The sequence below is a fragment of the Pelagibacterium sp. genome, assembly GCF_048264985.1.
GTDB lineage: Bacteria > Pseudomonadota > Alphaproteobacteria > Rhizobiales > Devosiaceae > Pelagibacterium.
In genome coordinates this window covers 58430-84783 of the sequence record NZ_JBLXCL010000005.1, presented here as the reverse complement: position 1 = coordinate 84783, position 26354 = coordinate 58430, and the positions used below count along the sequence as shown (strand labels likewise).

Below are 26354 nucleotides of genomic sequence, written 5' to 3'. Positions count from 1 at the left end.
CGCCACAATCCTTGTGGCCTCTATGCCAGTTCGGAAACATAGCGCGCGAATTGCTCGATCTGTTCGCGCGCGCCACCCTCCATGCCGGATGCAGCGGCTGCATCGCGCGTTGCGAGATCATCGAAATATGACGTTCCGACATATCGCGTCGTTTCACCCAGATCTTCAAAGCGCTGGGTTTCGCGCCCTTCATTGCCTTCGGTCGATCCAAATGGGCCTTCAAATCCGAAAGTGTTTACATAGCCCTCGGGCGCATCGATCTCGATAAAGCGTCCAAAGAACGTTACTTTGCCGATATCCTGGACATCCTGCACATAGCGCCAGCGGCCGCCGGCCCTAAAGTCATGCTCAATAATCTCGACGGATCCGATGGATCTTGGACCCCACCACCGCGCCACGTGTTCGCGTTCGGTATAGGCTTTCCATACCAAAGCGCGGGGAGCAGCAAAGGTTCGGGTAAACGTGATGATTGGCGTTTTGGAGGGAAGCTCGATAATTGTGTCGCTCATGTGAATGCCTCTTGTCACTGTTTTGAATTGAGATCGGCGCGCTGAAGGTGAGCAATGTAATCTTCGAACTGGTCGAGGCTTTCGTCCCAGAATTTCCGATACGCATCCAGCCAGCCCTGGAGATCCTTCAGGGGCGACGCGGTCAGCGTGCAGTAATTGAACTGCGCATCTTTCTTGCGCGCGATCAGGCCAGCGTTCTCGAGCACCTTGATATGCTTGGATACGGCGGCAAGGCTCATCGCGTGTGGATCGGCCAACTGCCCCACGCTTGCTTGACCCTTAGAAAGGCGAGCAAGGATCGCACGTCGCGTCGGATCGGCGAGAGCGCCGAAAACCTGGCTAAGAGGGTCGATTGAGGTCATTTAATTAAACCAAAAAGTTGTAAACTAGTTGGTTTAATATAGCGCGAGTGATAACCCGTCAAGAGCGCGAACCACTACGCAAATGTTCAGGGCTATAAAAAGATCAGAAGCCGCCGCCGGTTTTAAATCCGCCGCCTTTGAAACCGCCGCCGGTTTTAAACCCGCCGCCGCTCATGCCGCCACCACGCGGCCGCGAAAAACCGCCCCAATTGCCACCTGAAGGCGGGCGTGGCGAAAAGCCACCGGGAGGGAGGGGAAAACTGCCTTTCGACTTCGATGAGCGCGACCGTGAGGTCGGGACGATCGGCCCCGATGAGCCGGTCCAATCCTGGGATTGGCGCCATTGTCCCCAATACGCAGCGGCGGTCATCCCGCCCTTGAGGAACTCGGTCAGCAGATCGCCGACCAGTTTGTCATTTCCAAACCGCGAGCGCGGGTGATCATAGCGAGACTTCTTGAACTCAAACTCAATGTCTTCAAGTTCACGGCGGCGCGCTTCAAGCACCTTGAGGCGGCTGCGCTCATCGTCGAGTTCGAGCTGCTCCTCAGTGATGCGTCGTCGCGTTTGTTCGAGCCGCACCACAATGGCGTCATCCTCATCAGTGCGCGTGGCTCGCGCTTCGGCTAGAAGTTTTTCTATGCCTGTGCCGCCGATCGCTTCGGCCAACATGTCAACGGCACCGGCGAAGGTCGGATCGCCGCCATCGGCAATCTGTTTTTGCTTTTCCGTGAGGTCTTCGCGCGCATCTTCGATGGTCAGCAGCTCTGCATCGATTGCATCAACGCGTGCCTGGGCAGCTTCAATTGCCGTGCGCGCCTTTCCACCACCCGCAGCGTCGAGCGCGGCTCTTTCTCGATCGTTTACCCGGGTGTCGAGCGCATCGGTGTCCTGGGCAAGTTTTTCGGCATGTTCGCGCAGTCGGTCTGGAATGGCGATCAACATCGCATAATTGGGCCGAGCCTTGGCAAAGCCAACAAGGCGCGCAACCCAGGCATCTAGAATGCGCGTAATGTTGCCGGCGCTATAGTCGACCGTACCATATCCACGATCCCACAGATAAGAAAACAAGGGGTCATCTCGATAGGGGCGCCCCTTTTCCTCGCGGTCGGCCTCGGCCATGTCGGCCTTTCGATCGGCTTCGATAGCCACCTTTTCGGTCTCGTTGCGCTCTGCGATCAGCCCGCCATAAGCCGGGTCATTGGCCAATGCAGCCTTGACCGGAGCGTCCAGCGCATCGATCTCAGCCTGCCATTCGGCTGCGTTTTCCAGAAGCTCCTGCCGCTCGGTACTCAGTTTGGCGAGTGCGGCTTCCTTGGCGGCCAGTGTCTTTTCCATATCCGCCATTGCAGCGGCATGGTTCTTGAGCATTTCACGCGCCCGCGTTTCCGCCTGGCTAAGTTTACCCGCAAGCTCGCTCTGAACGTCGGGCGATAACCGCACCGCCGCAAGCGCGCGTAACTGGCCAGACTCTGTCTCACGCAGTTTTCCCACGCGCTCATTGGCGCGCGCTATGCGTTTTGTGATGTCGTCTTCCTCGCGCCGTATGTCGCGCAGCGCATCGTCGAGCGCCCGCATGGCCTGAGGTCCGCTAACGCTCATTGCCGCCTCACCATTGGGTAATCGCCCCGTCAAGGACCGGCATCGCAAAGTCCGTATCAAGGAAGCCGTATTGCTTTATGCCTAAGATATTGCGCTGGATAATCCCGTCGTCCTGCCGGTCGGCGCGCACCGACTCGTAAGTGACATCCGGAACGCGAATGGCCCAGGTCGAGACCTCTTCAGTCTGTCCGGTTTCCTCGTTGGTGATCGGAAGGGTCACAAGCTCATCATCGGGACCGACCGCCTCGACAACGAGGTAGTAATTGGTTGCCGCGCTATTGTTTTCCGGGAACCGCCAGATCCCGGTCGATTCACCGGGTCGATTGACGATGCGGATCGAATAGTCCGCGAGTAGGGTCGCGTGGATGGTTTCGAGCTGTTCGATGGCTGCAAGCGCGTCATCGCGATCGCCTCGCGCAGCCGCCGCCTTGCCGCGGTCGACCCAAGGCTGCGCCACTTCGAGCGCTGATTGCACTTTGGTTTCATTGAAGATCTGCTGGTAGATCTCGTCCATCCTGGCCGGGAGTTCTTGGGCCAGTTCTAACTGTGCTGCGGCTTCCACGCTCGCCTGATAGGGGCGGTAGGCGAGAAAGTACCCACCCAGAACCACTGCAAGCAACGCCACGCCGATCAGCGCCGGTCGCCCCCAGCGGGCGCGGCCAACATAGAGTTTGGCGAGCCGCGTCGAAAGATTATCGGGCGGCGGGGCATAGGTGAACCGGCTCTCGGCAAGCGCCTTGACGCCTTCCTTGAGAATGTGGTCGGGCACCTCGATACCCTGATCGCGGTAAATTTTGCGCAAGCGCTCGATCAGAGCGGCTTCACGCGATGAAGCGCCAAGTTCGCGGGCCACGAGATTATCGTCATGGCGCAGTGTATCCACCACGTCCATGGCCAACATCACGTCATCCAGCGGCGCCTTGCCGGTCTTTCCCGCTATTGCCCCACCGCTTGCCATAATCGGATTTTCGCGTCCTAACTGGCCGAAACGAGCGCGTTGCCATCGGCGGCAAGTGTCGCCAGGCGCTTCTTGCCATCTTCAACGGCATCGCGGATTTCGGCCGAATTCTTGGTGGCCTGGTCGCGCATTTCGGCAATGATCGTGAAGCTCTTTTCCTGGTATTTGACCACACTGTCGACGAGTTTCTTGACAGCATCGGCGCGGATCGTCGGGCCATAACCCGCCTTGAGTGCTTCTTCCTGCACCTTGCCGCCGATCTCCGAAAGCGTTTCCAGACTCTGGCTCATGCCTTCTTTCATGGCATTGAGCGTCTCGGTCGATTCGTGGAGCCCGAACAGGCCCGTAAACGAGGCCGAAAGCGCAGTGAGAACGGTCTCGTTGGTCGAAAAGAAAGAGATCGACTGCTGATAGACGCGCTCTTTGGCGTTCGTCGTCTGCATGAGCCGCGCCATGATGACTTCTGAGGTCGAATAGGAAATCGTCAGATTGTCTGACAAATCCTTGGCGATTTGGTAGCGGCGTTCCTCGTTCTGAAGATCGCGCAGACGTTCGTCTCGCGCCATCTCCAGCCGCGCGCGGTCGGCCGGCGTCCCTTCGGTAAACGCGTTGAGCTTGTCAGTAGCGCCCTGCAAGTCGAACTTACGCTGTTCCAGCTGGGCATTGGCGATCTCAAGGACTTCGAGCGCCATCACTTCGGCCTGCTTGAGCGCCCCGCGGAAGTCGCGATACGCTTCCAGAATCGTGTGCTCCCGGTCGATCTGGTCCTTGGTGTCCCTGGAAACGTCGAGATATGTATCGCGAATCTTGTCGAAGCGCGCGGCGATGTCACCGCGTGAGACCTTCATCCAGACATTTGACGCGCGTTCGAAAATGTCGATCTTACCGTCTTCGAGCTGGTCGACCATGCCTTTTGCATCGTCGCGGATCGAGTTGAACGACTTGGTGATGTCTTCATAGCGCTCGCCTACATTCATGGCGGCGATCTGGGTGCGCACGACCTCGTTAAAGGCGCTTGCCTGAGTTAATACGCGCCCGATCAGGATAACTTTGGTGTCATCGAGATGAGTGATTTCGGCCAGCAGCCCTGTGATCGGCGCTTCGCCCGGCTCGCCTTCGGGCCACAACCCGAGATCCTTGATCGCGGTTACGGCCTTGTCCAGATACTGAAGCGGCTTGTCCATAAGCTGGGGAGCTTCGGTTTGGGTAATCTCGGTGCTCATTGCCCACGTCCCTGTTGCAACTTTGGCAGATGTGGTGACATGATTCCGCCTGGCAAGAGATAAGACAATTGGCCATGCGCAAGATGGGGATGTTTTCTCGTCATTGGTGCCAAAAAGCCGCATAGGCGGCGTTTGAATTAAATGAAGAGGAAGTCGGCTTGGATTTCGGTGGACGCTACAGGGTTGATGCAAATCGGCTCACGGTTTGGAATGCGCTCAACGATGCCGAAGTGCTCAAAGCCTGCATCCCCGGTTGCAAGTCGATCCGCTGGGTGTCCGATACGGCACTTGAACTCGAGATCGCTGTCAATCTTGGCGTGGTTCAGCCGGTTTTCAAAGGCGATTTGTTCCTGTCTGATATCGACCCTGCGATAAGCTACAGGCTGACCGGGCAGGGCAGGGGCGGTCTTTTGGGCAGGGCGCAGGCTGCCGCGGACATAACGCTCGTTGATCTCGATACGGCGACGTTATTGAGCTTCGCCGCGACGGGTGGCGCTTCCGGTCAGATCATGAAACTGGGCAAGGCCATCATCGGCAATTCGGCTCAGAAAATCATTGATGGGTTTTTTGAGCGCTTTGGCGAGGCTATGGGGGCAAATGTCGTTCCCCTGGAGCCGCAGGTTTAGCTGGGGATCAGCGCAGTTTACCGCAATCCCAAAATTTTTTGCCCAAATGGTCAAAAAATCGAAATTGGCTATTGCGTCTGCTTTATTTGCGCGATTGTATCTGAACCCATCGCGCGTGGAAATGCACCGGCCGTCGCCGGGTCTCTTTCCGCAGCCCGTGAATAGGGAGCATCAATCATGTCCAAAACAACAAAGACTGGCATCGCCGCCCTGGCCGGCGTCGCCCTGACCACCCTTCTAGCCGGCACGGCGCTTGCCGATCCCGCGCTCGTTTATGATGGCGGCGGCAAGTTTGACGCCTCGTTCAACGAAGCGGCCTATAATGGCGCCGAGCTGTTCAAGACCGAAAACGGCCAGGATTATCAGGATCTCGAGATTTCGGGTGACGCCCAGCGCGAACAGGCCATTCGCCAGTTTGCAGCGCGCGGCAACAATCCCATCGTCTTGCCCGGCTTTAGCTGGGAAACGGCCCTCCGCTCGGTCGCGCCGGATTTCCCGGATACGTCATTCCTCATCATCGATACAGTCGTCGACGATATCGAGAACGTACGTTCGGTGGTGTTTAAGGAGCAGGAGGGTTCGTACCTGGTCGGCGCACTGGCTGCAATGGCGACCGAAACGGGCACCATCGGCTTCATCCCCGCCTTCGATTTCTCGCTGCTACAGGCCTTTGGTTGTGGTTACAAGCAGGGTGCTGCCTACGTGAATCCCGATATCGAGGTCATCGAAACCGCCATCGGTACCGGCTTTGATGCGTTCAACAATCCGGGCGGCGGTACCGAAGTGGCGCGCAGCCAGATCGATCGCGGCGCTGACGTCATCTATCACGCTGCTGGCGGTGCCGGTGTTGGTGTGCTTCAGGCGGCGGCAGATGCAGGCGTGTTCGGGATCGGCGTCGACTCCAACCAGAACCACCTTCATCCTGGCCAGGTCCTGACTTCGATGATCAAGCGTGTCGACGTGGCTGTCTATAATGCCTTCGAAGATTTTGCCAATGACTCATGGACAAACGACGTTCAGGTCCTTGGCCTGGCCGAAGAAGGTGTTGGCGCAGCATTCGACGAAAACAACGCTGATCTGATCACCGATGAAATGCTTGCCATGGTCGATGACATCACTGCGAAGATCGTTTCTGGTGAAATCGTTGTTCACGATTATCGCGAAGACGAATCCTGCCCGGTCTGATTTGCCCCTGTAAGGGAAGGGTCCGATAATGGACACGCAAACCGAAAACGTTCAGCGACCGGTTACGGCCGCTGATACCTCTTTTGCGATCGAATTGAAAAAGATCAACAAGAGCTTCGGTCCGGTTCACGCCAACAAGGATATAGACCTTGCCGTTAGGCGCGGCACGGTTCACGGAATCGTTGGCGAAAACGGGGCCGGGAAGTCGACTTTAATGTCGATTCTCTATGGATTTTATCACGCCGACAGCGGTGAGATCGTTGTCGAGGGCCGACCTGTGACGATCCACAACTCGTCCGATGCGCTCGCGCTCGGCATTGGGATGGTCCACCAGCATTTCATGCTGGTCGACAATTTTTCGGTGATCGAGAACGTCATCCTCGGCGCCGAGGACTCTGCGCTGTTGGGGCCAAGTGTCGACAAGGCGCGCCGGGAGTTGCAGCGCCTTGCCGATGATTATGGGCTCAACGTGCCCGTCGATGCGCTGGTCCAGGATCTTTCTGTCGGTCAGCAGCAGCGCGTGGAAATTCTCAAGGCGCTCTATCGTGGTGCCGATATCTTGATCCTTGATGAGCCGACGGGCGTGCTGACGCCCGCCGAGGCTGATCATCTCTTCAAAGTGCTCAAGACGCTGCGCGATGAAGGCAAGACCATTATCCTGATCACCCACAAGCTGCGCGAGATCATGGCCATTACCGATACGGTTTCGGTCATGCGCCAGGGGCAGATGGTCGAATCGGTGGTGACCGCAGAAACCAGCCCCGAGCAACTGGCCGAGCTGATGGTAGGGCGCCGCGTCCTGTTGCGTGTCCACAAGGAAGAAGCAAAGCCCGGCGATGTGTTACTCGACGTCGCCGAGCTTGTGGTGACCGACGATGCGGGGACCGAGCGTCTCAAGGGCATTTCGCTCAAGGTGCGGGCTGGCGAAATTCTTGGGGTCGCCGGTGTTGCCGGCAATGGGCAATCCGAATTGCTCGAGTGCGTGGCCGGGATGCGCGCAGCCAAATCGGGGTCCATATCGCTGAATGGCCACGATGTGACCGCGGTCAATGAAGATAGCGCCGCCATGTTGCGCCGAAACGGGCTGGCACACGTTCCCGAAGATCGTATCCGCATGGGGCTGGTCACCAATTTCTTCGAGTGGGAGAACGCAATTCTTGGTTATCACGAGAATTACGGCAAGGGCCTGATGCTTGACGTCAAGGCGGCGCGCGCCGAAGCGCAGCGTCACATCGAAAAATTCGATATTCGGCCCGCCAATGCAGATCTGAAAACAGCCAATTTTTCGGGCGGCAATCAGCAAAAAATCGTCCTGGCGCGCGAAATGGAGCGCGATCCCGACGTCTTGATCGTCGGTCAGCCCACCCGTGGCGTTGACATCGGGGCCATCGAGTTCATCCACAATCAGATCATCAAGATGCGGGACGCTGGCAAGGCGATATTGCTTGTGTCTGTTGAGCTCGATGAAATTCGCTCACTGTCGGATCGGATCGTTGTCTTGTTCGATGGCAAAATTGTCGGTGAAGCCGACCCCGTCACCACCGATGAGGGCGAGCTGGGCCTGCTTATGGCCGGCGTGAAGGCGGACAACAAAACCAAAACCACCGAGTCGAGCCAATGAGTGCCGCCATGCCCTTGCCCCGCTGGGTCGATGTCATCCTACTGCCGGTGCTCAACGTGACACTGGCGTTCATTATCGGTGGCATCGTGGTGCTGATCGTTGGCGAGAACCCCATCGAAGCCGTGCGCATCATGCTCTATGGTGCTTTCGGCTATGGCTACGGGTTCGGCTTCACGCTCTATTACACGACCAATTTTATTTTCGCCGGGTTGGCAGTGGCAGTCGCCTTTCACGGAGGGCTGTTCAATATCGGCGGTGAGGGCCAAGCCTATGTCGGAGGGCTGGGGGCTATCTTGGTCGCGCTGGCGGTTGGTGGGCTGCACTGGGCGCTCGCATTGCCCTTGATCATGATCGCTTCGGCACTGTTCGCCGGCGCCTGGGCCTTCATTCCGGGCTATCTTCAGGCAAAGCGGGGCAGCCATGTGGTTATCACCACAATTATGATGAACTTCATCGCCACCTCGATGATGAGCTACATCATCTCGCGCGTTCTCAAGCCTGACAACATCAATTCCGATGAGAGCGCGCGTATCGATGAATTGACCCGTGTGCCGTTCTTGTCCGAATGGATACCGCTTCTGCGCAACACACCGGTCAACATCTCCTTCATCATCGCGATCCTGGCACTGATCGGGGTCTATATCCTCATCTGGCACACCAAATTTGGTTATGCCCTGCGCACCATGGGTCACAACGGCACCGCCGCGCGTTATGCGGGAATGTCCAATGCAAAGCTGATCATGCTCACAATGGCCGTATCGGGCGCTCTTGTCGGCATGGTCGCCGTCAATGACACTGCCGGCGCGCATGGACGACTGATCCTTGGTTATGTTGCGGGAACCGGCTTTGTCGGTATCGCAGTTGCCTTCATGGGCAAGGCCCACCCGATAGGGGTCGGGCTTTCAGCACTGCTGTTTGGGGTTCTGTATCAGGGTGGGCAAGAGCTGGCCTTCACCATGCCAGCGATTACGCGCGAGATGATCGTTACCATTCAGGCCCTGGTCATCCTGTTTACCGGGGCCATGAGCAACATGCTGCGCCGCCCGGTCGAGTTCGCTTTCATGGCCACTCGACACAAGCGAGAACCCGATCCTGTGGCGCAAGAGAAAGGGGCTTAGGCGATGGAAGACATCATCTCCATTCTCATTACCACCATTCGCGTTTCGACCCCGCTGATCCTTGCCTGTCTGGCTGGCCTTTATTCTGAACGCGCCGGCATTGTCGATATCGGACTTGAGGGCAAGCTTCTTGGTTCGGCATTCGGCGCCGCTGTTGTCGCTTCAATCACGGGCAGCGTCTGGCTGGGGCTGCTTGCCGGGATCGGTGTATCGATGATGTTTTCTGCCGTGCACGGCCTCGCATCCATCAACTTCCGCGGCAATCAGATCATTTCAGGCGTGGCGCTCAATTTCCTCGCATCGGGCCTGACAGTGTTTTTGGGCAGCGCCTGGTTCGGGCGTGGTGGCAACACGCCGGCGCTTTCTGGCGGGGCTCGCTTTTATGGCATCGAGCTTCCCTTCGCCCGGGAAGTGGCCGATGTGCCAGTGCTTGGCCCGATCTATTCAGGGCTGATGTCGGGCCACACCATCCTGACCTACCTTGCCTTTCTTGCGGTGCCACTGACGGCATGGATCCTGTGGCGTACACGGTTTGGTTTGCGCCTGCGTGCGGTCGGGGAAAACCCCAAGGCTCTGGACACAGCTGGTATGTCGGTCAGCTTTTTGCGCTATAAGGCGCTCGCCATCACTGCTGTGCTTGTCGGCATGGGTGGAGCGTACCTCTCGACAGCCCAGGCTGCCAGCTTTTCGCGCGAAATGAGTTCGGGGCGCGGTTATATAGCGCTTGCCGCGTTGATTTTTGCCAAGTGGAAGCCGTGGCCTGCGCTTGGCGCGTGCCTGTTGTTCGGGTTTCTCGAAGCCTTGCAATACCGCCTGCAAGGCGTTGACCTGCCGATCATCGGGCCAGTGCCGACACAGGCCATGCAGGCGCTTCCCTATATCCTCACAATTCTGCTGCTCGCCGGCTTTGTCGGCCGTGCAATTGCACCCAAAGCGTCCGGTCAGCCTTACGTCAAGGAGCGGTAATGGCAGCCCTATCCACAGAGGACCAATCGCTTTTCGACGCCGCAGAAACAGTCCGTAACCGCGCCTACGCGCCTTATTCGAACTTTCAGGTCGGTGCGGCAATTTTGGCCGACGATGGCAATATCTATGCCGGGTGCAATGTGGAAAATGCCGCCTATCCGGTCGGCAATTGCGCTGAGCCGTCTGCTATTGCGGCAATGCTCGCCGGAGGCGGCAAGCGCATTGAAAAGATATTTGTGACAGGGCCTGGTAGGGCGCCTGTGACGCCCTGCGGCGGTTGCCGTCAGCGCATCCGCGAGTTTGCCTCGGAGACCACCCCGATTATTTGCCTGGGCGTGGATGGTGAACCGCTGTTCACAACGTTGGGCGATTTGCTGCCGCATTCTTTTGGCCCTGAATTTCTCGGCCACTAAACTTCGATCTGCCGAACGGGGAGGCCCCGTTGGGCCTCAAGACCAAACCATAAGGCACTGACAATGGCCAAGGCACTCAAAACGATCCGCAATCTGGCGGGGTCCGCACCAATCGATGCTGCGCTTATACTGGGGTCCGGCCTTTCGGAAGCCGGCGATCTCTTGACCGATAAGATCACCATCCCCTTCGACGATCTTGAAGGGTTCCCCCAGGGCGGCGTTTCAGGTCACGGCAAGGAGTTGCTGATCGGCCAGATGGCAGGCAAGCGCTTGGCCATTCTCACCGGGCGGCAACACTATTACGAACACGGTGACGCTGCTGCCATGCGGCCGGCACTGGAAACTCTTTCAGAGCTTGGTACCAAAACCCTGCTGCTTACCAACTCCGCCGGCTCGCTCGATAAAGACGTCCTGCCCGGCGAACTGATGCTGATATCCGACCACATCAATAACGCAGGCATCAATCCATTGATCGGAGAGCAAGCCGAGGCGCGCTTCGTCAACATGGTCGATGCCTATGATCCCGAGCTGCGCGCCGCTACCCATGCAGTGGCTGCCCGCCTCGAAATCGCCCTCAAGGAGGGTGTCTATATATGGTATTCTGGACCAAGCTTTGAAACGCCGGCTGAAATCCGCATGGCGCAAACTCTAGGTGCGAATGCGGTGGGTATGTCGACTGTCCCAGAGGTGATCTTAGGGCGCTTCATGGGATTGCGGGTTTGGGCGTGCTCTTCGATTACCAATATGGGCGCGGGCATGGCCCAGGAAAACATCTCGCATACCCAGACCAAGGACATAGCAATATATGGGGCCGAGAAATTGAAGCGTCTCATTCCGGCGCTGATGGAGGAGATATGAGTCTCAAGATCGTCGATAGCCAGAACCAGGCGACGGGCCATAAGCGCAATCCCGGCTTTCCGCTGGACCTCGACTGGGTCGAGCGCGTGCGTATGAACCGTTCGGCGCTGGAGCGCCGCGCAGGCACAATCGGCGCCCGTCGCTCGGTCAAGAAAGACCACCAGCTTGCGTGGTTGTTGAAGGCCGTGACGCTCATGGATCTGACGACGCTCAATTCCGACGACACACCGGGCCGGGTCGAGCGGCTTTGCGCCAAAGCCCGTCAGCCCATCCGCGCTGACCTGATTGAGGCGATGGGCGTCAAGCAGCTCGCGCTGACACCAGCAGCTGTATGCGTGTATCATAATTTCGTCTCCACTGCCGTTAAGGCACTCGATGGGACAGACATCCCGGTGGCGGCAGTTTCCACTGCCTTTCCACACGGTCTGACTCCTCTCAAGATTCGGCTGTCGGAAATCGAGGCATCCGTTGAGGACGGCGCCAAGGAAATCGATATAGTGATCGAGCGTGGCATGGTGCTCAATGGCGATTGGCAAGGGCTCTATGACCAGGTGCGGGCGATGCGCGCGGCATGCGGGGAAGCGCACATCAAGACAATCCTGGGTACCGGCGAGTTGGCGACACTGACCAATGTGGCAAAAGCTTCGCTTGTCTGCATGCTGGCCGGCGCGGATTTCATCAAGACCTCGACCGGTAAGGAAAAGACCAACGCCACATTGCCGACCTCATTGACGATGGTCCGCATGATCCGCTGGTTTCGCGAGCAGACCGGCATCGAGATCGGATATAAACCGGCGGGTGGTATCTCTAAGGCCAAGGACGCCATTACATACATGGCGCTGATGCGTGAGGAATTGGGGCGCAATTGGCTTGAGCCGCACTTGTTCCGCTTCGGCGCGTCCTCGCTCCTCACCGATATCGAACGCCAGATCGAGCACGGTATTACTGGTCATTATGCTGCTGATTACCGCTTCGCCATGGCCTGACCGAGAAACTGTGAGGCGGCACCTGGCAAGGCGCGGACGGCAGCGCGAAATTCAACCAGCGAGTTGGTCGTCCTGCAGCAGCGCCGGAAACTGGTCAAACAAATAGCGTCATGCCCATGCCGATACTGCGGGTGAGGCAAAGGAACACGAAATGAGCAAAGTGGCGGAAATCTTCGAAACCCTGGAATACGGACCGGCGCCTGAAGCGGCGGGACCTGCGCTTGACTGGCTTGAAGCTCACGGTAAATCGTTTGGCCATTTCATAAATGGCGATTTCACCAAGCCGGGAAAGACCTTCGCCTCGACCAATCCGGCCAATGGTGAAAAGCTTGCGGACATATCGGATGGGGGCAAATCGGATGTGGACAAGGCAGTGAAGGCTGCCCGAGCGGCGTTTCCCGCATGGTCTCAACTGAGCGGTTACGAGCGCGCCAAGTTTCTCTATGCCATTGCCCGGCAGGTCCAAAAAGAAAGCCGCCTGTTCGCGGTTCTCGAATCCCTGGACAATGGTAAGCCGATCCGTGAAACCCGCGATATCGATATTCCGCTGGTCGCACGGCACTTCTATCATCACGCTGGCTGGGCTCAGCATCTGGGTAAATCATTTCCCGATCATGTGCCGTACGGCGTCTGCGGCCAGATCATTCCGTGGAATTTTCCGCTCCTCATGCTGTCGTGGAAAATTGCTCCGGCATTGGCTGCTGGCAACACCGTGGTGCTCAAGCCAGCCGAGTTTACCTCGCTCACGGCATTGCTGTTCGCAGAAATCTGTGCCCGCGTTGGACTGCCCAAGGGGGTAGTCAACATTGTGACAGGTGCAGGCGAAACCGGTGAGGCCATAGTCTCGCACCCAGATATCGACAAGATCGCCTTCACCGGATCGACAGAGGTCGGCAAGATTATTCGACGCGCCACAGCCGGATCTGGCAAGGGGCTTTCGCTCGAATTGGGAGGCAAATCGCCTTTTGTCGTGTTCGAAGACGCCGATCTCGACAGTGCCGTTGAAGGCTTGGTCGATGCTATCTGGTTCAACCAGGGCCAAGTGTGCTGTGCGGGGTCTCGTCTCTTGGTGCAAGAGAGCATCGAGGACGCTTTCGTCGTCAAGATCAAAGAACGCATGAAGACGCTGCGTGTCGGTGATCCGCTCGACAAATCTATCGATATCGGAGCGCTCGTCGCCCCGGTTCAGGTCGAACGCGTCCTCGATTTGTTGAAAGCCGGAAAGGCCGAGGGTGGCGAGTTCTATTCTCCCGAAGGGGACATACCGCAAAACGGATGTTATGTGCGTCCAACCTTGGTCACCGGCATTTCCCCGGCCCATTCCTTGGCGTCCGAAGAAATCTTTGGCCCTGTGCTCGTCGCCATGAGTTTCCGTACGCCCGAAGAGGCTGTAGCGCTGGCCAACAACACCAAATACGGTCTGGCCGCCTCTGTCTGGACCGAGAACGTCAATCTCGCCCTCGATATCGCGCCAAAGATCAAGGCTGGTGTTGTGTGGATCAATTCCACAAATCAGTTCGATGCCGCCGTCGGCTTCGGCGGCTATCGCGAATCCGGCTTCGGCCGCGAGGGAGGCAGGGAAGGGATGGCCGCTTACCTGAAACCGGCCTGGGAGAAAAAACTCAAACCCGCGCCGGGCGTCAAATTGCCTGATCCGATCGACGGTGCTGCGGGCTCGGGCATCGACCGGACCGCCAAGCTCTATATCGGTGGCAAACAGGCCCGCCCTGATTCAGGTTATGCCCGGGCCGTCATTGCGTCCGATGGTAAGCATCTCGGAGAGGTGGGCGAGGGTAATCGCAAGGACATTCGCAATGCGGTGGAAGCTGCCAGGGCCGCAGCAGGCTGGGGCAACACGACAGCCCATAACCGCGCGCAGATATTGTATTACCTGGGCGAAAATCTTGACTACCGTAGGGCCGAATTTGCCGAACGTATCCGCTCGATGAGTGGTGTTTCGGCCAATGTTGCGCGTCGAGAAGTCGATCTTTCCGTCGAACGGCTCTTTGCATTTGCCGGCTGGGCCGACAAATTCGATGGAGCCGTCCACAATCCGCCCGCCCGGATGATGGCCGTCGCTATGGTCGAACCGATCGGCGTCCTTGGAATCGTCGCCCCCATCGAAAGCGCCTTGCTCGGCGCTATCTCGCTGTTCGCCCCAGCCATCGCTATGGGCAACACAACCGTGCTGATCCCGTCTGCCGCCTATCCTTTGGCTATGACCGATTTTTACCAAATTCTGGAAACTTCTGATGTCCCTTCGGGCGTTGTGAACATCGTCACTGGCGAGGCGACATCGCTTGCGAAAACGCTTGCTGAGCATGACGGCGTCGATGGCATCTGGTTTGCCGGATCGGCACAAGACTCAACCGAAATTGAAAAGTGCGCTGCCGGTAACGTCAAGCAAAGCTGGACCACGCGCGGATTGGGTTTCGACTGGACTGACCCTGTGCTGGAGGGCGATTACCTTCTGACAAGGGCGACCCAAATCAAAAACGTCTGGGTGCCCTACGGAGCATAGAAAAGTCGGCGTTAGCCTTGGGGCCGTACGACAGAACGGAGGAAACCGTCATGAGTGAAAAGATCGAAGTCGAAAACTTCACGTCGCCAGGTCGAACAACGCGTGTCGATAAGGCGAAATACATGGCTGTCCGCGACGCTGTATTGGAGCACATTCCAACGACCGAACCCGGCGCGACGCCCTCGGAGATAATCGCTTCCATCAAGCCCGATCTTCCCCAGGATCTGTTTCCGGGCGGAGATAAGGCAGGCAGGTGGTTCAAATGCGTTCAGCTTGATCTCGAAGCAAAGGGTGTATTGAAGCGCGCGCCCAAGGCTCCCGTGCGGCTTCACAAGGTCTGATCCCGCATGCCGGCTCTTCCACAGGAAGTGATCGCGAAAAAGCGCGACGGGATCGAACTCGATGCATCCGACATTACAGAGTTCGTCATCGGTATTACGTCTGGAACCGTCGATGACGCGCAAATCGCAGCCTTCGCAATGGCAGTATATTTTCAGGGCATGACGCTTGATGAGCGCGTGGCGCTAACACTGGCCATGCGTGATTCCGGGCGTGTGCTCGATTGGACCGATTTGGAAGGCCCGACGATCGATAAGCACTCGACGGGCGGTGTGGGCGACAACGTCTCTTTAATGCTTGCACCGATACTGGCCGCTAGCGGGGCGTATGTGCCCATGATATCCGGCCGTGGACTTGGGCACACCGGCGGCACGCTGGACAAGTTCGACGCCATACCCGGCTATATGACCAATCCCGATATCGACACGCTTAAGAGGGTGGTCAAACAGGTTGGATGCGCAATCATCGGGCAGACAAACGACCTTGCCCCGGCCGACCGGCGCGTCTACTCGATTCGCGACGTCACTGCGACTGTCGAAGATATCTCGCTCATCACCGCATCGATCCTCTCAAAAAAGCTCGCGGCGGGTCTCGATGCGCTCATCCTCGACGTCAAGACAGGGTCTGGCGCTTTCATGGATACCCTTGCCGACTCGATTGGGTTGGCTGAAAGCCTCGTCGCGGTTGCCAATGGTGCAGGTTTGAAAACCGGTGCGCTTATCACCGATATGAATCAGCCTTTGGCATCTGCAGCGGGAAATTGGCTCGAAGTCAAAAACGCGATCGATTTTCTTACGGGTATCCATCGTGACCCGCGCTTGCAGGAGGCGACGCTCGCACTCTGTGCCCACGGCCTTGTGCTCGGCGGCATGGCGCTCGATATTGATGATGGCTTGGTTCGCGCCCAAATGGCGCTCGATAGCGGTGCTGCGGCAGAAAAGTTCTTCAAGATGGCTAATGCGCTGGGCTCCTGGCATGATCTGGAGACCTACACGCCTGAACCCGCTGCTGTGATAAGGGATGTGTTCCCGACGTCGACCGGAAGTGTAACGCACATCGAGGTGCGCAAGGTGGGCATGGCTATTGTCGTTCTTGGGGGCGGGCGCGCTCATCCTGGCCAGAAAATCGATTATCGGGTTGGCCTTGATCGCCTTGCCGGCATCGGGGCGAAAGTGAGTTCTCAAGAGCCGATTGCCCGTATTCATGCAAATGACGTATCCACTGCGGCTGAGGCCGAAAAGCGCCTGATCGCCGCCTATCGAATTGGCGAGAATGCGGCGGAGCATCCCGTAATCTATAGTGAAATTCTGCCCCAAGGAGGCCAATGATGCCCCGTGCAATTTTATGTCTGCTCGATAGTTTCGGCATCGGCGGTGCGCCTGACGCGGCTGATTTTGGAGATGAAGGTGCCGATACACTCGGCCATATCGCGCATGCTTGCGCGCAGGGAGGCGGCGATATTGAGGGCACCAGAACTGGAGTGCTGTATCTGCCAAATCTGGACGGCCTTGGGCTTGGCGCGGCCGCAGAGCTTTCTACCGGAAAAGTTCCGCCGGGTCTGACCAACGCTCCGTTGGGTGGCCGTTGGGGAGTTGGACGTGAGGTGTCCATTGGAAAAGACACGCCATCGGGTCACTGGGAAATTGCCGGTGTGCCAGTTCCGTTCGCGTGGGGTTACTTTCCAGATGAGAATCCTGCTTTCCCGACAGACCTGCTCATAAAGATCTACGAAGCTGGCGGTCTTGAAGGTTCGCTGGCCAACACTCACGCGTCCGGTACCCAGGTCATCGAGGATTTCGGCGAGGAGTCGGTGCGCAGCGGCAAGCCGATTTTTTATACGTCAGTGGATTCTGTGTTTCAGATTGCGGCTCATGAAGACCATTTCGGCCTCGAAAGGCTGTATGCGCTGTGCGCGACGGTTTTCCAATTCACGGCTCCACTGCAAATTGGTCGGGTTATCGCGCGTCCTTTCGTCGGCGAAGACAAGATGAGCTTCAAACGTACGGGTAACCGGCGTGACTTCGCGATCGCCCCCCCTGAGGAAACCTTGCTTGACAGGCTCAAGGCCGTCGATCGGCAGGTCTATGCCATTGGCAAGGTGTCCGACATCTACGCTTCGCGTGGCATTACGCACAAGATCAAGGCATCGGGCAACATGGTGCTGTTCGATCGCACGCTTGACGCTATGGATATGGCCAGCGACGGTGCGGTGATTTTCACAAATTTTGTTGATTTTGACACCGAGTTTGGCCATCGCCGTGACCCTGGCGGATATGCGGATGCGCTGGAACAATTTGACCGCCGCTTGCCCGAGCTCATTTCCAAGCTTCGTGACGACGATCTGCTTGTCATAACAGCCGATCACGGCAATGACCCGACCTGGCGGGGGAGCGATCACACGCGCGAGCAGGTGCCAATCTTGTTGTTTAGTCGCAGATTGGAAAAGGGCAGCATTGGCTTGCGCCCCGTTCTGGCCGATATTGGCGAGACCATTGCCCACTGGCTGGGCATAGCACCGGGAAAGCACGGCAAGAGCGTCCTGTAACAAGAAAACAAAAGAGCGGCCACATGCAGAACCTGACCATCGTCCAACACCCCCTCGTCCAGCACAAGCTCACCATCATGCGCTGCAAAGACACCTCGACAGCGAGTTTTCGTCGACTGCTGCGCGAAATTGCCCATTTGCTCTGTTATGAAATCACGCGCGATCTCGAACTCGAGTACATCGAAGTTGAAACGCCGGTCGGCCCTACCACTGCCCCCACGCTCAAGGGCAAAAAGCTGGTGTTCGCTTCAATATTGCGGGCTGGAGAGGGGTTGCTGACCGGTATGCTCGATCTGGTGCCTTCAGCGCGTGTAGCCCATATCGGACTCTATCGGGATCCCGATACGCTTGAGGCGGTCGAATATTATTTCAAAGCACCGTCGGACGCGGCCGATCGTCTGGTCATTGTGGTCGATCCAATGCTGGCAACGGCAAACTCAGCCATCACCGCAGTTCAAAAGCTCAAAGACCGTGGCGCCAATAACATTCGATTTCTCTGCCTTCTGGCCGCGCCGGAAGGAGTCGAGCGCTTTTCGAAAGCCCATCCTGACGTGCCGATCTTTACAGCAAGCCTGGACGAAAAACTCAACGAGCATGGCTATATAGTGCCAGGGCTCGGCGATGCCGGGGACCGAATGTATGGTACGCGCTAACCCTTAAGCGGCAATCCAAGGCTGACGAGTTCGGCTCTGAGGGCTTCGGGTGAAGAAAATTGGATTGCTTCCATGCCAATCGCCCGGGCCGAAACGACATTTGCCTGATTGTCGTCGATGAATACGCACGATTCCGGCGCGAGGCCGTAGCGGTCACAGAATAACCTGAAGATCCGGGGGTCGGGCTTGACCAGTTTTTCAAGCCCGGAGACGACGACGCCGTCGAACTTCTCAAGGAAGCTCCACTCATCGAGCATCGAAATCCATTTCTCCCAAGAGAAATTTGTGATGGCGAACGTTGGAATGTCGGCTTCGATCAGTTCGTTGTGGATATCGACTGTGCCCTGAAATACCCCACCGATAGTCTCCCGCCAGCGCGCATCATAGGCTTGGATCTCACGCCAGTATCGCGGAAATCTGGTAATCAGTCGCGCGACCCCTTCGGCATAGATATCGCCTGCGTCGAACTCGAGATTCCAGTCTTTGGTGCAAACTGACTCGCCAAACCAGCGTGCCTCTTCTTCGGTCGCGAAGAGCTTGCGAAACAGATACATCGGATCCCAATCAACGAACACGCCGCCGAGATCGAATACGGGAACAAGTGGCTCGGACATCGGGACCTCCGGACTGGGAATGAACTGAGTTCATGTCAGGTCGGTAACTGATTTGCAACGCTGCGATGGGTTGCGCGTCCCTCGAAGCGGATGGCGCAGCATACTTTAACAGCCCCAAGCCCAGCACCACTGGTTCCACCAGTTGTCATTGCTGCCATTGCCAGAAGATCCTCCGCCGGACGTGTCGCCTCCGCCTCCGCCTCCGCCGTCGTCCTCAGTTTGGCCTCCAGCCACCTCGTCCACGACCTCGTCCACAGTGTCCAGCACATCGTTCAGCAGACCTGTGCTATTGGGCGAGCCATCTGGTGGGAAACCGAAATCCTCGACATCCTTGCGGGTGACGTGAAGAGAGCGCTGTTCAAGCGACACGGTGCCATTGAAAACCGTTCCGAACATCGGAACAAAGTCGTAGCTGACGTCAGCAACGACAACATAACGGCCTTCGGACAGCGCGATCATGTCGTTGGGCAGATCATAAGATTGCCCATTGCGGGCCTCGATATTCCAGTTTCGCGCCGTTGCTCCGGTCACTTCAGTGGATCCACCATCCACTTCAATGATCGTAAGCCTGAGCTTTGTGCTTTCGAAATCGAAGGGACGCATTATGGCCAGGCCAGACTCAAAAAATCCGTGCACCTGGTCGCGCGTAATCGTATCTTCCTGAGCCACAAGATCGGAGACGGTGGAAGCAACCTGGCCAAGCTTGCGATCAATCGCCAGCCCTTGTGTGACGTCGGTAGCGCCAAGATAGCTCACCAATAAGACAGGCACGATCAGGGCAAATTCGACTGCAGCCATGCCTTTGCGGTTGGCAAGCAACCGCGCGCCCGTATCAACAATTCCATTGCGCGATCGGCTCATGATCAGAATGGCTCCGTGCGAATAACATGGGCAGCAGCCAAGAGACGCTTGCCGTCACCAGTCTGGCCTGCGTTGAGGCCGGGAATGTTAAAAAATGTGGGCCATTTGTAGTAAGTCTCGATCATCATGATCTGTAGCGGCTGTGCTGCGGTGTAAGTATTGTTCATTGTCCAGGCACCGGTGTCGGGATCGACTGGGTCGGTTGTCGAGAAATTTGCGAAGCTGGAAATGGGGCGCACGGACATGCGCAACTCGTCACAGTCGAAAATACCGTAGAGCTGGCCGCACAGAGCATCGCGATAATTGGCTTCGCTGGAAATGTAGGCGGATTGCCCGGTACGGATCAGGCGCGAGGTATCGATTACAGCTGCATCGAGCGCGTAGCCGGCGAAAAACGCCAGTGCCGTTTCAATGGTGGCTCCGATGAAGGCAAAAAACACCGGCCCCACAATCGCAAATTCAATTATGGTGACACCGCGTTCGGATCGCGCAAAGCGCTGCGCTAGTCTGCGCGGCAGCCAGGTTCTGCTAGGTTTTTTCAGTGGGGTAGTCCCCATGCCCGCGCTCCGTATGAAATCGCACGGCACAATACGCAAAGCGTCCCTAACCGAAAGTTAGGTTTGGACGCCACGACCGGGCATCTGCGACCAAGGTAAACCTGGCGTTAAGGGGCGTTAGAAGTTTGGTTCTATCGACGGGCAGCGCCGTCGATAATGCTGCTCGAGGAGATGACATCAGAGGTGTAGCTCGTATCGTCGCCCAACATGATGACGGGCTGGCAATTGGGCGCGCAAGCCATTGAAGTCCGCTGAGCGCCCATGAAAACAGTTACGGTGTCAGTGTTGAGCTGAGCCACCTCAACAATCGTATCGGCTATGGGGTCGCCGTTGGAATCGAGGATAATCATGTTGGTTCGGCCGAAACTCTTGCCGGTCAGGATAAGGGTCTGAGGATCCTGGATTGTAACATCTGCAATGGCGGGATTGCCAATGATGACCGTTGCCGCCGGTGCATTGATACGGAGTACCCTTGCCATGTTGGTATTGACCGTCACCGTAATGGCGTCTTGGTCCTGAGCAAAAACCGGATAAACGCAGTACCCACTCATGACAAAGACTGCAGCAATCAACGCGCTGCGCAACTGACCCGGCATAATAAGATTTCCCGCCTTGAGTGATATGGTTACCCGATCATGGCCGGCAATGGTTACGATTTGGCAAACGCGATGGGCACGTCATCGCTATATATATACTGAGTGTCTGCGCTCGTAATAGTTAGCAGTTTATGTGTGTTGGAAACCATTTGCTAGTCATGTCGAGTATTGGTGCGGAACGTCAGGTTTTGAGGCTTCAGATTAACTCAATTTCAACTGGGTCAGACTAGCTTCGCCTCATGTTCGATGTGTGACGCGTCGAACGATGCAGTCACTTGAGGACGCACGAACAAGGAGCTTAGTCATGAACCTTTTTAAGAAATTTGTTGCCGATGAATCCGGCGCTACAGCTATCGAATACGGCCTGATCGCGGCTCTCGTAGCCGTCGTTGCAATTGCCGCAATGACCCTGATCGGCGAGAATCTTACAACCACGTTCAGCAACATCGCAGCATGTCTTGATGCCGATAACGCTGGCGACGGCGCTTGCCCTGAGTAATAAGTCAGGCATTAACGTCTTTAGCGAGGAGGGCCGCAAGGCCCTCCTTTTTATTTGGGAAACGTTAAAACAATCTCCGATAAACTACATTTGAAGTTGAGGTCCGAGGCGGGAGCCAAATGATGCATATGGTCACGAAATTGGCGCGCAACGATGAAGGGGCAACGGCCATCGAATACGCTCTCATTGCGTCGCTGGTTTCCATTGCCATCGTTGGAGCTTTGCTGGTCCTCAATTCGTCGGCCGGCGGCATGTTTCAATATATCGTCGACAACGTTGGTCCTGCACTGGGCGGCTAGATTCAGGATCTATCCCATGACGCTGCATCTTCTGGCGCTTATCTTTCCGCTTCTTATGGCCTTCGCTGCCTGCTCGGATTTGCTTACAATGCGCATTTCCAACATGCTTGTGGCTGCTGTGGTTGTAGGTTTCGTGGCTATTGCTGCCATCTTAGGTCTAAGTCTGACAGCGATCGGGCTGCATCTGGCAGCAGGCGCCGTGGTGCTTGTCGTCACCTTCACGTTGTTTGCACTCGGATGGATTGGCGGTGGCGATGCTAAGTTGGCGGCAGCAATCGCTATGTGGATGGGCTTTGAATTTACTTTGCCCTTCTTGCTCTATTCCTCGATTTTGGGCGGCGTTTTGACCTTTGTTCTGCTCTTTGGTCGACGTTATGCCCTTCCTGCTCCCTTGCTCGGAGTTGGTTGGATACAGCGGCTGCACCACCCCAAGACCGGGGTGCCTTACGGCATCGCTCTGGCGATCGCTGCGATGCTGGTCTATCCCCAGACCCTCGTTTACGAAGAACTAGTGACCGATCGTGCTGTCCAGGAGACATTGCTCGACCAGCTCTCGACGTTCTAACGCCCATCGACGAAGCGCGTGTGGCTTTGCTTTGGTTGGGCGAAGCTTTGCTTCTAAACCATTGGTTAACCTTTGTGAAAAAGCATCGATTAACCAAGTTTTGACCCTTTCCCGGCAATAGTTCTCCGGTCATGCCCCACTCGCGTCTGACTATTGCGTGTCTGGGGTGAGATTACGGGGGCCGGTAGCGCATGAGACGTCCTGTCTCCCGAGAACAGTGCATGTGCCGGAGTGGCACGAGCCAGTGGGAGTAATAGGGTCAGATGAAACCGGCGCGTATTCTGCTCATAGTGGTTGCTGTCGTGGCGGGTGGGCTAGCTGCATTTTTGGCAACGCGCGGCAATAGCCCTCGTCCCCAGGACACACCGACCGCTGCTGTACAGATCGAACGGGAAGCCAGGGCGCAGGTCCTTGTGGCAACACGTGCAATCGGACTGGGACAGCGGCTGACAGAAGCCGATGTTGGTTGGCAGGATTGGCCCGAAGGCGCGCTGCGGTCCGAATACATCACGGCCGGCGCAATCCCAGATGCACCTCAGCAGGTGTCGGGTTCGGTGGCGCGTTTTGAGTTCTTTCCCGGCGAGCCGATCCGCGAAGCCAAGCTCGTCAATTCGACGCAAGGTTACCTTTCTGCCGTGATTGGCCAGGGGATGCGCGCGGTCTCGGTCTCGGTCAATCCAGATTCGGCCTCCGGCGGCTACATCGTTCCCAACGACCGCGTGGATGTCGTTCTTACCCGTTCGGGCGGCGACTACTCGGAAACGATTCTTTCCAATATTCGTGTTCTGGCAATTGGGACTAGACTTGGAGAAGTGGGGAGTACTGGCGGACAGGTCGATCCTGACAACCCGTCCTCCCAAGTGTTTGAAAGTGCTGAGGTCGCAACTCTAGAAGTCACCCCTGCACAGTCGGAAACAATACTTCAGTCAGGATCGATTGGTCGTCTCGCGCTGGTCCTGCGCTCGGTCGTCGATTTCGCTCAGACCACCCCGGACAGCAGCGCTGGAAGCCAGACCGTGAGACTTGTCCGGTACGGCCAGTCTCAATCGGTCACATCAAGCGCTCCGCGCATGACGCCGCCTTCGGGCACTTCCGTATCGGCCCTGGACAATCCCGCTGCACCAATTGCGCCGGCTCAGCCGTTGTCGCCCGTCATCGAGGTCAGATAATGCTCTTCGCTCCAAAACAGACTTTCGCCGCTCGCTTCGGTCGCATGAGTGCAGTTATGGCGGGCTTGCTCCTGGCAAGCTTTGGCCTTTTCACCCCGGTCTTGGGCGCCACATCGCCCCATCTGCGCATCGCGCACAGCGAATTGGGGCGCACCCAACATGTGGAGATAGGGGTCAATAAATCGATCATCATCGATTTGCCAGTCGAGGCGGGCGAAGTGATCGTGTCCCAGCCAGGGGTCGCCAACGCCTTGATGCGGACACGCACACGCGCGGTGATTCAAGGCATTTCGGCTGGCGAAACCAACATCTTGTTTCTCGATTCTTCTGGCGCCGGCATTGCCGTGATCGAAATCTCGGTGGCCCAGGATTCCTCGGGTCTTGCTGCAACAATCAACAGGTTGCTGCCCGGGTCGCGGGTGCAGGTGCAGTCCTTTGCCAATTCGGTTATTCTTTCCGGTGACGTCCAGTCCGGCGATGACATGGAAAAGGCTGTTGCGATCGCAGCGCAATATGTGGGCGGCGAATCCAATGTGACCTCAGTTATCAATGTAGCCGGCGGTCAACAGGTTGCGCTTAAGGTTGTCGTCGCTGAAATCAAGCGCGATGCGGCTCAAGCGTTGGGCATCAACCTCTCGGGCTCGCTCTCGGTCGGCGCCCTCAACCTTGGCCTGAATTCAGCACCGGAAAGCGGTGCCTCGGCCGGCAGCTATTCCGGCGATTTTCAGCAAGGCAGCTTCTCGATTGACGCTTCACTGCAGGCCCTGCAGAGCCAGAATGCCTTGCGGCTCCTTGCCGAACCGGTGTTGACGGCGATGTCAGGTCAGGAAGCCAACTTTCATGTCGGCGGCGAGCTTCCGATCCGTGTCGTCAGGGATGGAGAGACAAGCTACGACTACAAGGAATATGGAATTCGGCTCAATTTCACGCCCACCGTCCGCTCCAACGGCTTGATCGGTCTGGAGATTGATACCGAGATTTCCGAGATTTCCGATACGATTTCAGGTGCCCTGAACTCGCGAAGCGCCTCTACATCTGTAGAGCTACCCGCATATCAGACCCTTGCGATCGCCGGGTTGCTCGAAGAGCGCACGCGCCGTCAGATCAATGAGCTGCCCGGACTGGGAAATATCCCCATTCTTGGCGCCCTGTTCCGGTCGTACGAGTACAGCACGTCCCAGACCGAGCTGGTGATACTTGTCACACCGGTCATTGCTCAGCCCAGCGTTGCGCCTGTTGCTACACCCGACGACTTCTATCAGCCCTCATCAAATGCAGAAGCCATGTTCCTTGGCCGCATGGAGAGCATGTACGGAGTGGGCGGCGCGCAAAGCGGCCAGTTCCGAGGCTCTGTTGGTTTCATGCTCGATTGATCCTTTAGCGCCGGCGTTGCCGCAGGTGCACCATTTGTCGTCCCGCTTGGGGTAGAAACTATGAATTTTATCGATAATGACGATCGTGCCAAAGGCTCCGAGCCGGCGACCGAAACTGTAAGTGGCGCGCGGTTGATCCCGCGCATCACGATCCAGGCGTTCTGTGAGCACTCCCAGACGGCACAGATCATCGAAGACACAACCCACGACAGGCGAATGTCCAAGGTGGCCTTAACCACACACAATGGGGGTCTCGAAGGCGCGGTGGAGACTTATCGCACCAACCCTACGCCGAACCTGATTGTCGTTGAGACCACGCTTTCCGCCGACCAGATTGAAAGCGCATTGGAAAAGCTCGCAGAGGTTTGTGATGCATCAACGCGTGTGATCGTTATCGGGCACGTTAACGATGTCATGCTCTATCGCAGTCTGATTCGCGCAGGCGTCTCGGAATACTTGGTAATGCCGGCCTCCAGTGCGACGATCATCAACGCGATAACGGATCTTTTTGCATCGGAGGGCGCTGCGCCAATTGGCCGTTCAATGGGTTTTATCTCCGCCAAAGGCGGAGCGGGCGCCTCGACGGTAGCCCACAATGTCGCCTGGGCCATTGCACGTTCAATTCGCCAGGACGTTCTGGTTGCCGATCTGGATTTGCCGTTTGGAACGGCAGGGCTCGATTTCAATCAGGACCCTCCTCAAGGCATAGCCGATGCTGTCTATGCCAGCGACAAAATGGATGCAGTCATGCTTGATCGATTGATGAGCAAGGCCGCCAATCACATCTCACTTCTTGCTGCACCGGCAACGCTTGATCGCGCCTATGACCTGTCTGAACGCAGCTTCGAACAGATTATCGAACTCAGCCAGAAGACGGTGCCGGTTGTCATCCTCGATATCCCTCATTTGTGGACGAGCTGGGTTCGCCACACTTTGGCCGCCGTCGACGAAGTTGTCATTGTAGCCGAGCCAGACCTTGCCAATCTGCGCAATGCCAAAGCCATAGCAGATGCCGTCAAGGCGATGCGCCCTAGCGACAGCGATCCGATCATTGTGGTCAACAAGACTGGTATCGCCAAGCGTCCGGAAATTCCTGCTGCCGAATTTGCGTCGTCGATCGAATGTCGCCTCGCTGCCCAGATTGGCTTCGAGCCGGCGCTTTTCGGCACCGCTGCAAACAACGGCCAGATGATTGCAGAGGTGTCGGCGACCCATAAGGTCAACGATATTTTCCGCACGCTCGGACTTGAACTAACCGGGCGGGCCAGCGCCGAAGCAAGCAGCCGTCAGTCCGGTCTGCGTATACCCGACCTGTTTCGCAAGCGTAAGCGGGCTTAG

General features: G+C 57.1%; 28 protein-coding genes. 19 read left to right on the top strand and 9 right to left on the bottom strand.

Translation table 11 applies throughout. The features are described 5' to 3' along the window. Positions 1-20 precede the first annotated feature (20 nt). From ACN0TA_RS14090 to ACN0TA_RS14070, 5 genes are all read right to left on the bottom strand, one after another. Positions 21-509 (bottom strand): SRPBCC domain-containing protein, encoded by a 489-nt coding sequence (locus ACN0TA_RS14090; protein ID WP_417584009.1) that lies wholly within the window; start codon positions 507-509, stop codon positions 21-23. A gap of 14 nt (positions 510-523) precedes the next feature. Further along, positions 524-871 carry an ArsR/SmtB family transcription factor gene (locus ACN0TA_RS14085; protein ID WP_417584007.1) on the bottom strand — a complete coding sequence of 116 codons (348 nt, stop codon included), beginning with the start codon at positions 869-871 and terminating at the stop codon, positions 524-526. 103 nt (positions 872-974) lie between these two features. After that, positions 975-2471, bottom strand: a complete 1497-nt coding sequence (locus ACN0TA_RS14080) for a hypothetical protein (protein ID WP_417584005.1) — start codon at positions 2469-2471, stop codon at positions 975-977. Positions 2472-2478: 7 nt separating this feature from the next. Further along, positions 2479-3429, bottom strand: a complete 951-nt coding sequence (locus tag ACN0TA_RS14075; protein WP_417584003.1) for a DUF6384 family protein — start codon at positions 3427-3429, stop codon at positions 2479-2481. A 17-nt stretch (positions 3430-3446) separates the two neighbouring features. Next, on the bottom strand, positions 3447-4652 hold the full coding sequence (locus ACN0TA_RS14070) for a cell surface protein (RefSeq protein ID WP_417584001.1): 1206 nt from the start codon (positions 4650-4652) through the stop codon (positions 3447-3449). A gap of 158 nt (positions 4653-4810) precedes the next feature. On the opposite strand from ACN0TA_RS14070, the gene ACN0TA_RS14065 reads away from it, so the two are divergent. From ACN0TA_RS14065 to upp, 13 genes are all read left to right on the top strand, one after another. After that, complete coding sequence (locus ACN0TA_RS14065) at positions 4811-5278, top strand: CoxG family protein (protein ID WP_417583999.1); 468 nt, start codon at positions 4811-4813, stop codon at positions 5276-5278. A gap of 177 nt (positions 5279-5455) precedes the next feature. Further along, complete coding sequence (locus tag ACN0TA_RS14060; protein WP_417583997.1) at positions 5456-6463, top strand: BMP family lipoprotein; 1008 nt, start codon at positions 5456-5458, stop codon at positions 6461-6463. A 28-nt stretch (positions 6464-6491) separates the two neighbouring features. Next, positions 6492-8084, top strand: coding sequence for an ABC transporter ATP-binding protein (locus ACN0TA_RS14055; RefSeq protein WP_417583995.1), 1593 nt, complete (start codon positions 6492-6494; stop codon positions 8082-8084). Between the two features lie 8 nt (positions 8085-8092). Continuing rightward, the gene (locus tag ACN0TA_RS14050; protein WP_417583993.1) at positions 8093-9202 is read left to right on the top strand and encodes an ABC transporter permease; all 1110 of its coding nucleotides are present in this window, start codon (positions 8093-8095) and stop codon (positions 9200-9202) included. 3 nt (positions 9203-9205) lie between these two features. Then, the gene (locus tag ACN0TA_RS14045; RefSeq protein WP_417583991.1) at positions 9206-10168 is read left to right on the top strand and encodes an ABC transporter permease; all 963 of its coding nucleotides are present in this window, start codon (positions 9206-9208) and stop codon (positions 10166-10168) included. After that, a complete protein-coding gene (locus tag ACN0TA_RS14040; protein ID WP_417583989.1) occupies positions 10168-10581 on the top strand; it encodes a cytidine deaminase in 414 nt (137 codons plus the stop codon). Before ACN0TA_RS14045 ends, ACN0TA_RS14040 begins: the two co-directional genes overlap by 1 nt. A gap of 63 nt (positions 10582-10644) precedes the next feature. Continuing rightward, a complete protein-coding gene (locus ACN0TA_RS14035; RefSeq protein WP_417583987.1) occupies positions 10645-11439 on the top strand; it encodes a purine-nucleoside phosphorylase in 795 nt (264 codons plus the stop codon). After that, positions 11436-12425, top strand: a complete 990-nt coding sequence (gene deoC, locus ACN0TA_RS14030; protein WP_417583985.1) for a deoxyribose-phosphate aldolase — start codon at positions 11436-11438, stop codon at positions 12423-12425. Before ACN0TA_RS14035 ends, deoC begins: the two co-directional genes overlap by 4 nt. Positions 12426-12576: 151 nt before the next feature. After that, entirely contained in the window at positions 12577-14946 is a 2370-nt protein-coding gene (locus ACN0TA_RS14025) for an aldehyde dehydrogenase family protein (RefSeq protein WP_417583983.1), read from the top strand. A gap of 50 nt (positions 14947-14996) precedes the next feature. After that, positions 14997-15287: a DUF6958 family protein gene (locus tag ACN0TA_RS14020; RefSeq protein ID WP_417583981.1), complete on the top strand. Its 291-nt coding sequence runs from the start codon at positions 14997-14999 to the stop codon at positions 15285-15287. A gap of 6 nt (positions 15288-15293) precedes the next feature. Then, complete coding sequence (gene deoA / locus ACN0TA_RS14015) at positions 15294-16613, top strand: thymidine phosphorylase (RefSeq protein WP_417583979.1); 1320 nt, start codon at positions 15294-15296, stop codon at positions 16611-16613. After that, a complete protein-coding gene (locus tag ACN0TA_RS14010) occupies positions 16613-17830 on the top strand; it encodes a phosphopentomutase (protein WP_417583977.1) in 1218 nt (405 codons plus the stop codon). Before deoA ends, ACN0TA_RS14010 begins: the two co-directional genes overlap by 1 nt. A 23-nt stretch (positions 17831-17853) precedes the next feature. Then, complete coding sequence (upp, locus tag ACN0TA_RS14005; RefSeq protein ID WP_417583975.1) at positions 17854-18483, top strand: uracil phosphoribosyltransferase; 630 nt, start codon at positions 17854-17856, stop codon at positions 18481-18483. Here the strand turns inward: upp and ACN0TA_RS14000 are convergent. The 4 genes from ACN0TA_RS14000 to ACN0TA_RS13985 form a co-directional block, all read right to left on the bottom strand. After that, the gene (locus tag ACN0TA_RS14000) at positions 18480-19097 is read right to left on the bottom strand and encodes an HAD family hydrolase (RefSeq protein WP_417583973.1); all 618 of its coding nucleotides are present in this window, start codon (positions 19095-19097) and stop codon (positions 18480-18482) included. The genes upp and ACN0TA_RS14000 overlap by 4 nt on opposite strands. A 105-nt stretch (positions 19098-19202) precedes the next feature. Further along, the gene (locus ACN0TA_RS13995; protein WP_417583971.1) at positions 19203-19958 is read right to left on the bottom strand and encodes a TadE/TadG family type IV pilus assembly protein; all 756 of its coding nucleotides are present in this window, start codon (positions 19956-19958) and stop codon (positions 19203-19205) included. A 2-nt stretch (positions 19959-19960) separates the two neighbouring features. Then, the gene (locus ACN0TA_RS13990; RefSeq protein WP_417583969.1) at positions 19961-20515 is read right to left on the bottom strand and encodes a TadE/TadG family type IV pilus assembly protein; all 555 of its coding nucleotides are present in this window, start codon (positions 20513-20515) and stop codon (positions 19961-19963) included. Positions 20516-20646: 131 nt separating this feature from the next. Next, positions 20647-21111, bottom strand: coding sequence for a pilus assembly protein N-terminal domain-containing protein (locus tag ACN0TA_RS13985; protein WP_417583967.1), 465 nt, complete (start codon positions 21109-21111; stop codon positions 20647-20649). Positions 21112-21415: 304 nt separating this feature from the next. Here ACN0TA_RS13985 and ACN0TA_RS13980 point away from each other — a divergent pair, with 304 nt between their 5' ends. The 6 genes from ACN0TA_RS13980 to ACN0TA_RS13955 all read left to right on the top strand — a co-directional run bounded on the left by ACN0TA_RS13980 (position 21416) and on the right by ACN0TA_RS13955 (position 26354). Beyond that, positions 21416-21610, top strand: coding sequence for a Flp family type IVb pilin (locus ACN0TA_RS13980; RefSeq protein WP_417583965.1), 195 nt, complete (start codon positions 21416-21418; stop codon positions 21608-21610). A 119-nt stretch (positions 21611-21729) separates the two neighbouring features. Continuing rightward, complete coding sequence (locus ACN0TA_RS13975) at positions 21730-21909, top strand: Flp family type IVb pilin (RefSeq protein WP_417583963.1); 180 nt, start codon at positions 21730-21732, stop codon at positions 21907-21909. A 16-nt stretch (positions 21910-21925) separates the two neighbouring features. Then, positions 21926-22474, top strand: a complete 549-nt coding sequence (locus ACN0TA_RS13970) for an A24 family peptidase (protein WP_417583961.1) — start codon at positions 21926-21928, stop codon at positions 22472-22474. 263 nt (positions 22475-22737) lie between these two features. Continuing rightward, complete coding sequence (cpaB, locus tag ACN0TA_RS13965) at positions 22738-23643, top strand: Flp pilus assembly protein CpaB (protein WP_417583959.1); 906 nt, start codon at positions 22738-22740, stop codon at positions 23641-23643. Between the two features lie 56 nt (positions 23644-23699). Beyond that, positions 23700-25016, top strand: a complete 1317-nt coding sequence (locus ACN0TA_RS13960; RefSeq protein WP_417583957.1) for a type II and III secretion system protein family protein — start codon at positions 23700-23702, stop codon at positions 25014-25016. A gap of 60 nt (positions 25017-25076) precedes the next feature. Continuing rightward, complete coding sequence (locus ACN0TA_RS13955; protein ID WP_417583955.1) at positions 25077-26354, top strand: AAA family ATPase; 1278 nt, start codon at positions 25077-25079, stop codon at positions 26352-26354.